General features: G+C 63.5%; 11 protein-coding genes. 10 read left to right on the forward strand and 1 reads right to left on the reverse strand.

Annotated features, from left to right (window positions below; genetic code table 11):
• The 7 genes from FDY95_RS23630 (at position 1) to ccsA (ending at position 10,229) form a co-directional block, all read left to right on the forward strand.
• Positions 1–3,267, forward strand: coding sequence for a TolB-like translocation protein (locus FDY95_RS23630; RefSeq protein WP_246074116.1), 3,267 nt, complete (start codon positions 1–3; stop codon positions 3,265–3,267).
• Positions 3,268–3,431: 164 nt separating this feature from the next.
• Positions 3,432–4,976: a T9SS type A sorting domain-containing protein gene (locus FDY95_RS23635; protein ID WP_138081778.1), complete on the forward strand. Its 1,545-nt coding sequence runs from the start codon at positions 3,432–3,434 to the stop codon at positions 4,974–4,976.
• Between the two features lie 299 nt (positions 4,977–5,275).
• Entirely contained in the window at positions 5,276–5,908 is a 633-nt protein-coding gene (locus tag FDY95_RS23640) for a heme exporter protein CcmB (RefSeq protein WP_111480760.1), read from the forward strand.
• Between the two features lie 95 nt (positions 5,909–6,003).
• Entirely contained in the window at positions 6,004–6,675 is a 672-nt protein-coding gene (locus FDY95_RS23645) for a cytochrome c biogenesis protein (RefSeq protein WP_138081780.1), read from the forward strand.
• Positions 6,656–6,904, forward strand: coding sequence for a CcmD family protein (locus tag FDY95_RS23650; protein ID WP_138081782.1), 249 nt, complete (start codon positions 6,656–6,658; stop codon positions 6,902–6,904). The genes FDY95_RS23645 and FDY95_RS23650 overlap by 20 nt, the downstream gene beginning before the upstream one ends.
• 195 nt (positions 6,905–7,099) lie before the next feature.
• Positions 7,100–7,525, forward strand: a complete 426-nt coding sequence (locus tag FDY95_RS23655; protein ID WP_138081784.1) for a cytochrome c maturation protein CcmE domain-containing protein — start codon at positions 7,100–7,102, stop codon at positions 7,523–7,525.
• A 124-nt stretch (positions 7,526–7,649) separates the two neighbouring features.
• On the forward strand, positions 7,650–10,229 hold the full coding sequence (gene ccsA / locus FDY95_RS23660) for a cytochrome c biogenesis protein CcsA (RefSeq protein ID WP_246074117.1): 2,580 nt from the start codon (positions 7,650–7,652) through the stop codon (positions 10,227–10,229).
• Positions 10,230–10,548: 319 nt separating this feature from the next.
• Here the strand turns inward: ccsA and FDY95_RS23665 are convergent, their stop codons facing one another.
• Positions 10,549–12,501 (reverse strand): T9SS type A sorting domain-containing protein, encoded by a 1,953-nt coding sequence (locus FDY95_RS23665; RefSeq protein ID WP_138081788.1) that lies wholly within the window; start codon positions 12,499–12,501, stop codon positions 10,549–10,551.
• Positions 12,502–12,633: 132 nt separating this feature from the next.
• Here FDY95_RS23665 and FDY95_RS23670 point away from each other — a divergent pair, with 132 nt between their 5' ends.
• The 3 genes from FDY95_RS23670 (at position 12,634) to iscX (ending at position 14,195) form a co-directional block, all read left to right on the forward strand.
• Positions 12,634–13,446, forward strand: coding sequence for a Rossmann-like and DUF2520 domain-containing protein (locus FDY95_RS23670; RefSeq protein WP_171025828.1), 813 nt, complete (start codon positions 12,634–12,636; stop codon positions 13,444–13,446).
• Between the two features lie 90 nt (positions 13,447–13,536).
• Positions 13,537–13,869, forward strand: a complete 333-nt coding sequence (locus FDY95_RS23675; RefSeq protein WP_138081792.1) for a 2Fe-2S iron-sulfur cluster-binding protein — start codon at positions 13,537–13,539, stop codon at positions 13,867–13,869.
• An 89-nt stretch (positions 13,870–13,958) separates the two neighbouring features.
• The gene (iscX, locus tag FDY95_RS23680) at positions 13,959–14,195 is read left to right on the forward strand and encodes a Fe-S cluster assembly protein IscX (protein ID WP_138081794.1); all 237 of its coding nucleotides are present in this window, start codon (positions 13,959–13,961) and stop codon (positions 14,193–14,195) included.
• Positions 14,196–14,273: the final 78 nt, after the last annotated feature.

Raw genomic sequence — 14,273 nt, forward strand, 5'->3', positions numbered from 1 at the left:
ATGATGCACTTGTCCAATCTGACGCCCCGCCTGCGCTGGGGCATGCTGAGCCTGCCGGCCCTGGGGCTGGTATTTCTGACCTCGACGGAGGCAGTGCAGGCGCAAACGGCGCAGGAAAGCTTTGGCCGTACCCGCATCCAGTACAAGGATTTTGACTGGCAACTGCTGAGCACGGCCAACTTCAACGTGTACTACTACCAGGGCGGCGGAGCGGCGGCCCGGCGCGCGGCCGAGTACGCCGAGCAGGAGCTGCAGCGCATCACCTCGCTGATCGGGTACTACCCGTACTCGAAAACCACCGTGATGCTCTATAACTCGGTGGGCGACCTGCGCCAGAGCAACATCGGGCTGAACGACGACAAGTACCAGATGGGCGGCGAAACCTCGCTGCTGCGCATGACCAAGGTGCAACTGGCCTTCCAGGGCCAGCAGACCCTGTTTAAGCGCGACCTGAGCTATCAGGTGACCAAGGTGCTGCTCAACGACATGATGTACGGCGGCTCGCTCAAGGAAGTCATCCAGAGCAGCTACCTGCTGCAATTGCCCGACTGGTTTGTGGGCGGGGCCTCGGCCTATGCCGCCGAAGGCTGGAGCGTGGAAATGGACGACTACATGCGTGACATGACGCAGAAGGTCGACAAGGACAAAGCCGCCCAGTTCTTCCTGCGCAACCCCGAGCTGGCCGGCCAGAGCGTATGGAACTACATTGCCGAGCGCTACGGCTACACCAGCATCCAGAACATTCTGAACCTGACGCGCATCACGCGCGACGTGGAAACGGGCATCAGCTCCTCGCTGAACGTGCCCTACAAGCAGTTTCTGCGCGACTGGATGGGCTACTACCGCCAGCTGAACGCCCAGCCCGAAACGGCCTTCGTGCTGCCCGACGAGCAGCACCTGCTGCTGCGCCGCAACCGCCGGGGCCACTCCCTCAACGAGCCCGTCATCAGCCCCGACGGACAGCGCCTGGCCTTCACCATCACCGACCGCGGACGCTACCGCGTGTACGTGGCCAATGTGGACGGCTCCAACAAGCACCTGGTATTTGCCGGCGGCTACAAGTCGCCCGACCAGGAGGTGGACCGCCGCCTGCCGGTGCTCACCTGGCGCAACAGCGCGCAGCTGGCCATTGCCGAAGAGTCGCGTGGCAGGATGGTGCTGCGCCTGCGCTCGGCCGATAGCGGCCCGTTCGGGGCCGTGGTGCGGCTCAAGGAGTCGCTGCCGTTTATCGGCGACCGGGGCAGCAGCGTGTTCAACCCTTACTCGCAGGTGCTGAGCATGGGCTACTCGCCCGACGGCAAGGCCCTGGCTTTTAGCGGCGTGCGCAACGGGCAGGCCGACCTGTACTTGCTGCGCGCCGGTGCCCGGCAGCCCGAGCGCCTGACCAACGACGTGTTCGACGATGTGCAGCCGGTGTTTATGCCCGACGGCCAGTCGCTGGTGTTTAGCTCTAACCGCTGGCTGGACTCGGCCGGCACGGCCAAGGGCTCGTTTAAGGCCGTCGTCAACAATTACGACCTGTTCCGCTACCGCCTCGACGGCTCGCCCCAGCCGGTGGAGCAGCTGGTGGCTACCATCTCCAACGAGACCCGGCCGCGGGTGGTGTCGCAGAATGAAATCCTGTTTCTGAGCGAGGAAAGCGGCGTGCGCAGCGTGTACCGCTACGACATGACCACCCGGCAGCGCAGCCCCGTCACCAGCTTCCTCAACAACGTCAAGAGCTTCGACTACAACCCGAAGTCCGGGGCGCTGGGCTTCGTGGCGGCCGACCGCGCCCGCGACTTCGTGTACGCGTACCCCAAATACGAGCTGCCCGAGTACCTGACGCTGAGCAAGACGGCTCGCCAGGAAATTCTGGAGGACCGCTCGGCCGCTGCCGCGCGGCCCCGGCCCAAGCCCCAGGCGGCCCCGGCCACCGGCGCGGGCGCAGCCGGCGGCAACCAGGCGGGCGGCAACGTGGGCACGGTGCAGCCGACGGTGCCCGCGCGCAAGGACCAGAACGTGAACGTGAGCGACTACCAGTTTGAGGAAGACGCGCCCCGGCCCCGGCAGCGCCGCGCCCCCACGGTGGTGCAGAAGCCAGCCGCCGTCACGCCGGGCGTGACCGGCCCGATGCGCTACGACACGCGCTTCAGCCTCGACAACGTGGTGTCGACCATCTACAACGACCCGCTGCTGGGCTTCGGCTTTATCGGGCAGGCCACCATGTCGGACCTAATGGAGGACCACCGCATCCGCGCTGGCATCTTCGCCCTGACGGACCTGCGCACCAGCAGCATGTACGCGGAGTACACCAACCTGAAGCACCGCTACGACTGGAGCATCGGCTTCCAGAAGCAGAGCTACTACGTGGCCAACGACCTCTCGCCCAACGTGTATATGGGCCGCTACGAGATTACGCCGGGCATTTCGTACCCGCTCTCGCACAACATCAGCGTGCGCGGCAACCTGCGCTACGTCAACAGCACCTACTCCAACTTGGACGATCTGGCCGGCACCGACCGGCGCGACCAGTTTGTGGGCGGCAGCGGCGAGCTGGTGTTCGATAACTCCATTGCCACCGGCGTGAACATGCTGGAAGGCACCCGCATGAAGGTGGGCGTGATGAAGCTGGACCAGCTGCACAAAGCCGGGGGCGACTTCGGCAAGATTTACGTCGACCTGCGCCACTACCAGAAGGTGCACCGGCAAATCATCTGGGCCAACCGGGCCAGCTACGGACAGTTTTTTGGCAACGACCCCAAGGTGTTCCGTCTCGGCGGCATGGACAATTGGTTGAACGCGCGCACCGACGACAGCCGGCAAGTGGAGCCGCAGGTGGGCAACTCGCCGGCCGATTTCTTCTACCAGCAGTTCGTGACCAACCTGCGCGGCTTCAATTACAACGCCCGCTCGGGCCCGAAGTACGTGCTCTTCAACTCGGAGCTGCGGATTCCCATCATCCAGTATTTCTCGCGCAAGCCGATTTACTCGGGCTTCTTCCGCAACCTGCAGCTGACGGCCTTCGGCGACGCCGGCACGGCCTACCGCGGGGCTAATCCGTTCAATTTCAACAACTCCGTAAATACCGTTGCGTTTGAGCCGAGCGGCCTCAATCCCTTTTCCGGTACGGTAACCAACTTTCAGAATCCCTTCCTGATTGGCTACGGCGGCGGAATGCGCACGACCATGCTGGGCTTCTACACCAAGCTGGACGTGGCCTGGGCCCGCGAAAACGGCAAGGAAAAAGGACCGAAGTTCTACCTCTCGCTCGGCTACGACTTCTAACGGCTGAAGCCAACTGGCGGGCGAATAGTATCAAGACACCCGTACCGGCCCCGGTAGCTTCGGCTGCCGGGGCCGGTGGCGTTTGGGCCGGAAAAATCGTGGTAACCTGCGGCGTGCCGGGCGGTTGTGTTTCTTTGCAACTCACCCAACACACCTCTGTTGCTATGAAACGACTCCTACTGTGCGCCCTGGCGTTGCTGCTGACCGTGGCGGCGCAGGCCCAATTTCAGACCGCCGGCACCGGCCGCCGCTACACCCTGGCGCAGCTGAGCACGGCCGCCGGCGCGGCCTACCTGGCCCCGTCGGGCACCGAGTGGCGCCTGAACGACACCATCCGGCTGGCCGCCACCGACACGCTGAGCATCACCACCAACGAAACCATCCGGGCGGCGGCGCTGGCCCTGGTGTACGTCGACGGCACGCTGCTCATCACCCCGCCCGACTCGGTGAAATTCACGGCCCAAAATACGGCCGCGCCCTGGCACGGCTTCTCGTTTTCGAATACCAGCAGCAACTCGCGCCTGCGCCGCACGGTGGTGGAATATTGCGCCGGCCTGCGCACCATCGGCTCCAATCTGCAGCTGATCGACTGCACCTTCCGGCGCAACGTGGCCACGCTCAACGGCCGCCTCATCGGCAGCGGGGCGTTGAGCTTGTCGGGCAACCGGGCGCTGGTGCAGGGCTGCCGCTTCGAGCGCAACGCCCGCTCGGGCATCATTTCGCCGGCCAACGGCGGGGCCTCGCCCATCATCCGCGACTGCCGCTTTCTGGCCAACAGCACCGAAAACGGCAACTACCCGCAGATCAACCTGGGGCCCGGCATTCCCACCGATACGATTTTCATTGAGCGCTGCCTCGTGGTGGGCGGCGGCACGGCCACCAACATGGCCGGCGGCATCAGCCTCTCCAACCTGCTGGGCGGCAGCAGCGTGAGCAAGGCAGTGATACGGCGCAACATCATCCGCAACAACCGCTACGGCGTGGGCATCACGGCCACTAGCTACGCGGTCTACATCACCCAGAACCTTGTCGAGAACAACAACACCAATCCCAACGCCCTGACCGGCGGCAGCGGGCTGAACTTCACCGGCACCCAGTCGCAAACCGGGGTGGTGTCGCGCAACATTATCCGCGGCAACCTCTGGGGCGTGACGATTCTGCGTTCGGGCTCCGGTACGGGCGTTACGGGCGGGCCGCGCATCAGCTTCGGCAACCTGGCCAGCGCCGATACCACCAACCGCGGCTTCAACGTGATTCTGGGCAACGGCAACGGCGGCACGGTGGCCGACCTCTACAACAACAACGTGACCACCGACACCATCCGGGCCGAAAACAACTGGTGGGGCACGGCCGTGGTGGCCGATATCGAAGCGCACATCACCCACAAAACCGACGACAACACCCTGGGCTTCGTCGATTACCTGCCCTTCCGCGTGAGCGGGCCGCTGGCCATTCGCACGGCCCGGCCGCTGGCGCTGGAAGTGTACCCCAACCCCGCCCGCGACGCCGTGACGCTGCAAGCCCCGGCCCCTGGCCGGGTGCAGGTGTCGCTGCTGGATGCAGCCGGGCGCGTGGTGCAGCAGCGTACCCTCACCGCCACCCCCGACGGCCGGGCGGCCCTGCCGCTGACGAACCTGAAAGCGGGCTTGTACCTGTACCGGGCCGAGCAGGGCGGGCACACCGCTACGGGGCGGCTGCTGGTAGAGTAACGCCGGCCAGGGCCGGTAACGACGAGGAAACCGGCTTACGATTTTCAGGGCATCTGGAATCCCGGTAAGCCAGGAAAAACACGGCAAATAACCCGGACTGTACGGGTAGGCATTAGCCTTCAGCATCTAACATCATTGAGCGAGCCGACCCCGTTGGGGGCCGGCTCGCGGCTTTTTTAGAGCGCTCAGTATCACATATTCAAGCGGCAACACCCCCTTTCCGGGAGTTGGGTTGTATCTTTGCCGTCCCGCAAACCACCCGACCGGCCGTGCAGCTGCTTAGCGAGATTTGGTACCTGATGCAGAAGGACTTCCGCCTGGAATGGCGGCAGCGCGCCGCCCTCAACGGCATGCTGCTCTACGTGGGCAGTACGGTGTACGTGTGCTACCTGAGCTTCGTGCGCGGCGGGCAGCTGCCGGCCCCGGCCTGGAACGCGCTGCTGTGGGTGATTCTGCTGTTTGCGGCCATCAACGCGGTGGGCAAGAGCTTCCTGCAGGAAAGCCGGGGGCGCCTGCTCTACTACTACACGCTGGTGCGGCCCGAGGCCATGATTCTGGCCAAAATTGCCTACAACGTGCTGCTGCTGCTGGGCCTGAGTTTGCTGGCCTTCGGGGCCTACGCGGTGGTGCTCGGCAACCCGGTGCAGGACGTGCCCCGCTTCGTGCTGGTGGTGGCCCTGGGCGCGGTGGGCTTTGCCACGGCGCTGACCCTGATTTCGGGTATTGCCGCCAAGGCCGCCAACAGCAACACGCTGATGCCGATTCTGGGCTTTCCGGTGGTCATTCCCATTCTGCTCCAGCTCATCAAAGCCGCCAAGAATGCCCTCGACGGCCTCGATGCCTCCCCGCAGCCGCTCTACATGCTCGGCGGCCTGAGCCTGCTGGTGGTGGCCGTATCGTACCTGTTGTACCCCTTTTTGTGGCGGACTTAGGGTAACAGGTAACAGGTGACACGTGACAAGTCCGGCACGACACCCGTTACCCCAAACCTGTCACTTGTCACTTGTTACCTGTCACCTCAAAAAGAATGAAAAACGCCTGGTGGAAAGTGTTGACGGTGGTGCTTTTGCTCTACACCGTGGTGATGGGCCTGCTGGGCCACGCGCCGCGGCTGGCCATCCTCAACGAAACCATCCGTAACCTGTACTTCCACGTGCCGATGTGGTTCGGCATGACCATCATCCTGTTTGCCTCGGTGGTGTATTCGGTGCGCTACCTGCGCAAGCCCTCCGACCGCCTCGATGTGCTGGCCCACCACACCGCCGTCACCGGTATTCTGATGGCGGTGCTCGGGCTGGCTACCGGCAGCATCTGGGCGCGCTACACCTGGGGCACTTGGTGGACGGCCGACCCGCGCCTGAACGGGGCCGCCGTGGCCGTGATGATTTACGGCGCCTACCTGGTGCTGCGCTCCTCCATCACCGACGAGCAGCAGCGGGCCCGCATTTCGGCCGTCTACAACATCTTCGCTTTCTGCGCCGCCATTCCCCTGCTGTTCATCCTGCCCCGCCTCACCGACTCGCTGCACCCCGGCGCCGGCGGCAACCCGGGCTTCAGCAAGTACGACCTCGACAACAACATGCGCCTGGTGTTTTACCCCGCCATCATTGCCTGGACGCTGCTCGGCGTCTGGATTACCAACGTGTCGGTGCGCCTGGCCTTCGTCAAACACAAGCTGTATGAAAAACAACTGGCTTAACCAGTTCTCGCGCCGCGCCCTGCTGGCGCTGGCCGCCGTGCTGCTGCCGCTGTACTCGGCCCTGGCCCAAGCGCCCGAAGCCGGCCCCGAAATGGCCGACCAGCTGCGCCAGGACGGCAAAATCTACGTGGTGGTGGCCGTCATCGTGGTCATCGTGGTGGGTTTGCTGGCTTACCTGGTCAGCATCGACCGGAAGGTCAGCCGCCTGGAGAAGGAGCTGCGCGACTAGGTGGTGAAATGGTGAGCTGGTGAAATGGTGAGTGTCGTGCTGCTGGTTCAACGCAGGAGGCTGATATCCATCATGGTTTCACAAGTTTACCCTTCCCAACTTCACCTTTGAATTTTTCCGCCCCTGGCGGTTGTTTCAACGGGCTGGCTGCCGAGTGGCCGGTCCTATTTCCCGGCTGCTGTTGTCTTAAGCACCATGAAAAAAACTCACTTACTGGCCCTCGTGGTCATTGCCATTGCCATCAGCATCGTCATGGCCACCGCCGGCGACGCGTCGGTGTACGTCTCGTTCAAGGAAGCCAAGGAGCTGGCCGCCGACGGCGACCTGCGCAAGGTGCACGTGGTGGGCCGCCTGCCCCACGACGCGCAGAAAAACATCGTCGGGATGCAGTACAACCCCACGCTGGACCCGAACTACTTCGCCTTCATGCTGGTGGACACCAACCACGTGCAGCAGCAGGTGGTGTACTACAACCCCAAGCCCCAGGACTTCGACAAGTCGGAGCAGGTGGTCATCACCGGCAACATGCGCAACGACATCTTCGTGGCCGACAAAATCCTGCTGAAGTGCCCGTCGAAGTACGTGGAGAAGGAAGTGAAAGGCGCCACCGCTTCGCGGTAATGAATAATTAATAATTAAGAATTAATAATTGGGGCTGATGCTCCAGTTGTAGCGCAAAACGGGCCATGACAGGCGCGGCAGCGGCAATTCTTAATTATTAATTCTTAATTATTAATTGGAAAACATGAACATAGGCGACTGGGGACATTTGGGCGTTATCGTGGCCTTCGTGGCGGCGGTAGTGTCGGCGTTGGGGTATTTTATGGCGGCGCGCGGCCGGGCCCTGGGCGAGGTAGATGCCTCGTGGCAGCGGCTGGGGCGCGGCGCTTTTCTGGTGCACGGCGTGGCCGTCTTCGGCGTCATCGTGGCGCTGTTCGGCATCATTCACGGGCACCGCTACGAGTACTACTACGCCTGGTCGCACAGCAGCAACCACCTGCCGGTGTACTACATGATTTCTTGCTTCTGGGAAGGCCAGGAGGGCTCGTTCCTGCTCTGGATTTTCTGGCACGTGCTCATCGGCTTCTGGCTGATTCGCTCGGCCAAGCAGTGGGAAGCCCCGGTTATGGCCGTATTTGCCTTCGTGCAGCTCTTCCTCACCTCCATGATTCTGGGCGTGATGCTGGGCGGCATCAAGCTGGGCTCCTCGCCCTTCATTCTGATGAAGGAGTTTATGCCCGACCTGCCGGTCTACAAGCTCAACCCCGATTTCGTGCCCCAGGACGGCACCGGCCTGAACCCGCTGCTGCAGAACTACTGGATGGTGATTCACCCGCCCACGTTGTTCCTGGGCTTCGCCCTCACGCTGGTGCCCTTCGCTTACGCGGTGGCCGGCCTCTGGAAAAACCAGCTCACCAACTGGGTGCAGCCGGCCATCCGCTGGAGCCTCGTCGGGGGCGGCGTGCTGGGCGTGGGCGTGATGATGGGCGCCTACTGGGCCTACGAGACGCTGAACTTCGGCGGCTACTGGAACTGGGACCCGGTGGAAAACGCCGTGTACATTCCCTGGCTGGTGCTGGTGGCAGCTCTGCACGCCCTGGTGCTCTGGCAGCGCGGCAAAACCGGCCTGCGCACCGCCTTTAGCCTGGTGGTAGCCACCTTCCTGCTCGTGCTCTACGCTACGTTCCTCACGCGCTCGGGCGTGCTGGGCAACGCCTCCGTCCACTCCTTCACCGACCTGGGCCTGTCGGGCCAGCTGCTGCTGTACCTGATGGCCTTCGTGGTGCTCAGCATCGGGCTGCTGGTGTGGCGCTGGAAGCAGATTCCGGTGTCGGAGAAAGAGCTGACCATGTACCACCCCGAGCTGTGGGTGTTCATCGGCGCGACGGTGCTCTGCCTGGGCGCCTTCCAGGTGCTCGTGACGACCAGCATTCCGGTCTACAACGCCATTGTGGGCTTCTTCGGCGTGAAGTCGAACCTGGCGCTGCCGGCCGACCAGATTGCCCACTACACCAAGATTCAGCTGTGGATGGGCGTGTTCGTGGCCCTGCTTTCGGGCATTGCCCAGCTGCTGTGGTGGCAGCGCAACGACAAGGAAACCGTCAGCGCCACCTTCACCATCCCGGCCATTCTGACCCTGCTCGGGGCCAGCCTCGTCATCCTGCTGGTGCGCCAGAACGGCGACCATCAGATGTCCCTGCCCTACATTGCCCTGCTGACCACCGGCCTGTTCGGGCTGCTGGCCAACGTGAGCATGCTGATTCAGCTGCTGCGCCGCGGGGTGCGCCTCTCGGGCGGGGCCGTGTCGCACATCGGCATTGCGCTGATGCTGCTGGGCATCCTGGCTTCGGCCGGCTACTCCAAGATTATTTCGCAGAACACCTCCGGCCTGCTCTACTCGCGTGAATTCTCCGAGGAGCTGAACCGCGACAACGTGCTGCTCTGGCGCAACGACGCGGCCAAAATGGGCAAGTACGAGCTGACCTACACCGGCCAGTACTTCGACGTGCCCGGCGTGCCGGAGTACGTGAACAAGGAGCTGCTCTTCCCCGTCGCCAACGATGAGTACAAGGCTATTGCCCGGGGCGAAATCAAGGTAGGGGAGAAGACCTACTACAAGGCCGGCGACACGCTGACCATTCGCCCCGAGGACACCTACTACCGCGTGGCCTACAAGCAGCCGAAGACCGGCGAGGAGTTCGTGCTCTTCCCGCGCGCCCAGGCCAACGAGGAAATGGGCGGCCTGCTCGCCTCGCCCGATATCAAGCTGTTCTGGGACCACGACATCTACTCGCACATCTCGTCGGTGCCCGATCCGAACAAGGAAAAGGACTGGTCGGAGGCCAAGCAGTTCACCGTGGCCATGAACGACACCTTGTTCCTGAACGACTACTTCGCCGTGTTCAAGAACGCCGAGCCGGCGCATAACACCGCTGGCCTGGGCCTCGCCAAAGACGACATTGCCGTGCAGGGCGACATCATCGTCTACGGCGAGAAAGGCCGCCAGTACCACGTGCACCCCATTTTCCTGGTGAAGAACGGCCTGGTAGGCCGCGTGGCCGACGAGGTGGAAGACCTCGGCCTACGCATCACCCTCGACAACATCGACCCGCAGAAGGGCAAGTTTACCTTCGGCGTGGCCACCACCCAGAAGGACTACGTCATCCTGAAGGCTATGGAAAAGCCCTTCATCAACCTGCTCTGGAGCGGTACCCTGCTCATGGGCCTGGGCTTCGGCATTGCGGTGGTGCAGCGCGGGCGCAAGCCCCGCCCGGTGCCGGCCAGCAAAGCCCCGCGCTCCGCCAAGCAGCCGCAGGCCGCTTAAGACCAGTCTCCCACAACGCGCAACGGGCGGTCCGACGATTCGGGCCGCCCGTTGCGCGTTTTATGCCGAACCGGAGTGTGCGGTATTTTTGACCAGAGCCATAATACCGCACACTGTTGCGGCAAAAGTTGTGCGGTATTTGGCCTCGTTCTGCCGATACCGCACAACATCCGGTTCTGGATGGCTGCTGGCAATGCGGGTTGCCGGCTCGGTAATCGAAAGCTGGATACGGCGCGAGGCGCTGCATCAAGTACAAAAACAACGGGCGGCCCGCCAATGCGAGCCGCCCGTTGCCGTTAATCGACAAGCCAGAGTATCCTTACTTGCTGATGCTGATGGTGCGCATCGTGTACTGGCCGCCGTCGTTCACTTTAAGGGTGTAGAGGCCGTTGGCCAGGTGCGAGAGGTTGAGCTTGTTCTCGAAGTTGTCGCGCACCGAGCTGGTGTACACGCGCTGGCCGAGCAGGTTGGTCACTTCCACTTGCAGGCCGCTGATGGCATTAGCCCCGCGCACTGCCAGCGTAAACTCGCCGTTCGAGGGGTTCGGGTACACGCTGATGGCCGATTCCAGGGCCTTCGATACGCCCGTAGTGGTGTTCAGCACCGCATCCATCAGCAGGATGCCGTAGTTCTGAGCGGACAGGTCGGAGGGCGCATTAGCCCCCGTGGCGTTCAACGGCGCAACGATGTAGAAGGTACCCGTGCGGGTCGGGTTTTCGGGCTGGAACGAGGCCGGGTAGAAGATGGCGCTGCCGGTGGGGTTCACCACCCCGATGCCCACGTAGAAGCTGCCCGCAGTTACGCTGACCGGCGTCGTGAACGTGAACGGCTTGTAGGCGTCGACGTCCGTTGCCTGAATCACGTAATCGGCTGAGCGCGCAATGACGGTGCCCGTGCTGTTGAGAGCCACGGCGAAAACCGTGCGGCCCACCGACGTATTCGCCGGCGTGGTGCTGCTGCCCAGGAAGATGTTGGCCCCGGTCAGGGTGCGGGTAGCCGTGGTGTTGTACTTGGTCAGGAAGGCGCCGGTGGCGTTGGCCGGCTGAATGCCCACCAGGCTCGTAGCCGTGTTGCTGTTGGCGTAGCTGAGCAGGTTGTCCGTTACCTGTTGCGTCACCGTTTTGGTGTTGTTCGACCCGTTGTCATCCGAGAGCAGGCTCACCGTAACGGTGTTGGTGCCGAGGGCCGTCGGCGTGTACGGGTCAAACGTAACCGTGGCCGAAGCACCGGCAGCCAGCGTGCCAATGGACTTGAGGTTGGAGTAAGTATTGGCGCCTGACACGTTCAGCGTGACCGGAATCAGCGTTTGCGTGGCCGTGCCCACGTTGCGGAAGATGGCCGATACCACTTGGCCGCCGCCGCCGCTGAGCGGAATCTTGGTCATCGAGTACACCAGTTGCACCTCGATGTCGTTGGCGTACTGCGGCACGAAGCGCAGGGTGCGGCCGGCATCGGGCAAAACGGTGCTGCGGAAGTTCAGAGCGTTGTCCCCGTTGGCCGTAGAGGTGGTGGGCACGTAGGGCTCGTTCTTGTAAGTCATCGTGCTCCACGGGTTCACGGAAGCGTGGCTGACCAGCAGCAGTTGCCCCGCGAGCGGGCCGCTGCCCTTCAGGCCCGCCGTGGCCCAGTGCGGAGCCGCCGACGCCGGAGCGGTGGTGGCCGTGGCCGTGCCGTACACGAACTCGATGACGCTGGTGGTTTCGTACAGCTTCACCTGGAACGAGAAGTTGGCATAGTGCTTGGGCGTGGCGCCGGCTTTGTCGCTGACGTTTTTCCACTGAATGGTGCAGACGCGGTTGGGCGCGGTACCGGTAGTGGCTACGCGGTATTCAGCGCCGCCCGTACCATTGCCGGCTTCCAGGTCGAAGTTGAACGGCATCAGCAGGTTCACGTCGGCCGCATTGATGCTGTTGGCGGGCCCGTCCAGGGAAGGCTGGTTTTCGGTGCTGTAGAGGGCCGCGCTGCTCGGTGCCGTAGTGCCCAGTTTCAGGGCGCCGTTCGTATTCAGGATGAATTGCTGGAACGACTGGCCGTTGTAGCTGAACGTGAACCCGATATTTTGGGCCGCCGAGTTGGCGTCGTCGGTGCTGGTGGTGCTGATGGCGGTGCCGGTGGCGGCCAGGTCGGTGTAGGTGCCCGGTACGTTCTGTACCAGCGGCACGGTGTAGCTAAGCGTTTGGGCCGAGGCGGCGGTGCCGGTTAGCGCCAAAAGGCCCAACAGGGCCAGACCGCGCCAGGCGCCCCGGCGGGTGATGCGGTTGGAGGACAGCATGGGGGTGAGTAGGGGTGAGTGAATAAGAAAGAGGAAAAAGTGAGTCAGATGCTCCGCCAGGCAGCCCTAAAGCAGCAATGGCGCTACAAAATGCGAAATTTCGGCGTCCTTTCAGCATTTCAGCCTTCGCTCTTGCCTGTTTCCATCAAAATAGCCCTGCTGGGCGCGGGCCGCGTAGCCGCGCAGCTGGCCCCCGCTCTGGCCCGCGCCGGCCACCGGGTAGTGGCCGTCTGGAGCCGCCAAGCCGCCACGGCCCAAGCCGTGGCCGGGCCCCTGGGCGCCGTGGCGCTGCACGGCCCCGCCCCCGATCTGCGCCTCGCCCCCGCCGCCGACCTCTACCTGCTGGCCGTACCCGACGATGCGGCGGCCCAGGTGCTAGCCGCGGCCCAATGGCCCGCCGGCGCGCTGGTGGCCCACACTTCCGGCGCCCTGCCCCTGGCCGTGTTTGCGACCCAGCCCGCGGTACGCGGCGGCGTGTTTTATCCGCTGCAGACCTTCAGCCCCGGCCGCGCCATCGAGTGGCCGCAGCTGCCGCTGTGCCTGGAGGCGGCCGATGCGGCCGGGCTGGCCGTGCTGCGGCAGGTGGCGGCCTCGCTCAGCCAGCGGGTGCTGCTGGTGGCCACCGCCCAGCGCCAGCAGCTGCACGTGGCAGCCGTGTTTGCCAGCAACTTCACCAACCACCTGCTCGGCCTGGCCGACGCCCTGCTCGCCGAAGCCCACCTGCCCGCCGACCTGCTGAATCCGCTGGTGCGCGAAACCGTCGATAAAGCCCTGCACAACCCGCCCTTTCGGGTGCAGACCGGCCCGGCCATCCGCCATGACGCGGCTACCATTGCCACGCACACGGCGGCGCTGGCGGCGCACCCGCGCTGGCAGGCGCTGTACGCGCAGCTTACGGCCAGCATTCAGGCCACTGCGCCCGCGCCCGGGGCCAAGGAAGACTGAGCCGGGCCAAACATCAGGCCGGGGTTCCGACTTTATGCAGCGGCCTGCGTACCTTTGCGGCCTTATTTTCACCTCGCAAGCACCTTACGCGTGAAAGCCGTCAATATCACCTTCAAGTTTTCGGACGGGCAGCCCGAGCAAACCCACGTGGCCGCGGAAGGCGAGTCGGTGCTGGATGTAGCGCTGAACAACGGCATCCAGCTGCAGCACAACTGCGGCGGGGTGTGCGGCTGCAGCACCTGCCACGTGTACGTGCTGCAGGGCGGCGACGAGCTGCCGGAAATCAGCGACAAGGAAGAAGACTTCATCGACCGCGCCGTCAACCCGCGCCTCAGCTCCCGCCTGGCCTGCCAGTGCGTGGTGCAATCCGCCAGCGAAAACCTCGTCATCGAAATTCCCAAACAGGACTTCCTGGGCCACTAATTCCGAAGTTGTCAGTTGCGGGTTGTCAGTTGACAGTTCGTGCTGATGCCTAGCCTGACAACTGATAACTAGCAACTGACAACCGCACTATGACTCACTTCGAGCCGCCGATGCACTGGCAAGACCACGAGGACATTGCCATGGCCCTCTACGAAAAGTTCGGCGACGACTTCACCGAGGCCAAAATCTACCGCATCCGCTTCACCGACCTGCTGGACTGGGTGCTGAGCCTGCCCAACTTCGAGGGCACCCGCGAACAGGCCAACGAAGGCCACCTGGAGCAGATCCAGGCCAAGTGGGTGTACGAGTGGCGCGACAACCAATAGGTTGTTTAAGGTCTGATACTCCCGAGCGTCATTCCGAGCGGAGCCGAGGAATCTCGCGTGCTGATGCTGGATAGTAAC

The sequence above is a fragment of the Hymenobacter jeollabukensis genome (genome assembly GCF_005771675.1).
GTDB classification, from domain to species: domain Bacteria; phylum Bacteroidota; class Bacteroidia; order Cytophagales; family Hymenobacteraceae; genus Solirubrum; species Solirubrum jeollabukense.

What these genes read in the sequence shown, in the direction of transcription:
- FDY95_RS23630 (WP_246074116.1), top strand. Translation starts at nt 1, where the DNA reads ATGATGCACTTGTCCAATCTGACGCCCCGCCTGCGCTGGGGCATGCTG.
- FDY95_RS23635 (WP_138081778.1), top strand. Translation starts at nt 3,432, where the DNA reads ATGAAACGACTCCTACTGTGCGCCCTGGCGTTGCTGCTGACCGTGGCG.
- FDY95_RS23640 (WP_111480760.1), top strand. Translation starts at nt 5,276, where the DNA reads ATGCAGAAGGACTTCCGCCTGGAATGGCGGCAGCGCGCCGCCCTCAAC.
- FDY95_RS23645 (WP_138081780.1), top strand. Translation starts at nt 6,004, where the DNA reads ATGAAAAACGCCTGGTGGAAAGTGTTGACGGTGGTGCTTTTGCTCTAC.
- FDY95_RS23650 (WP_138081782.1), top strand. Translation starts at nt 6,656, where the DNA reads ATGAAAAACAACTGGCTTAACCAGTTCTCGCGCCGCGCCCTGCTGGCG.
- FDY95_RS23655 (WP_138081784.1), top strand. Translation starts at nt 7,100, where the DNA reads ATGAAAAAAACTCACTTACTGGCCCTCGTGGTCATTGCCATTGCCATC.
- ccsA (WP_246074117.1), top strand. Translation starts at nt 7,650, where the DNA reads ATGAACATAGGCGACTGGGGACATTTGGGCGTTATCGTGGCCTTCGTG.
- FDY95_RS23665 (WP_138081788.1), bottom strand. Translation starts at nt 12,501, where the DNA reads ATGCTGTCCTCCAACCGCATCACCCGCCGGGGCGCCTGGCGCGGTCTG.
- iscX (WP_138081794.1), top strand. Translation starts at nt 13,959, where the DNA reads ATGACTCACTTCGAGCCGCCGATGCACTGGCAAGACCACGAGGACATT.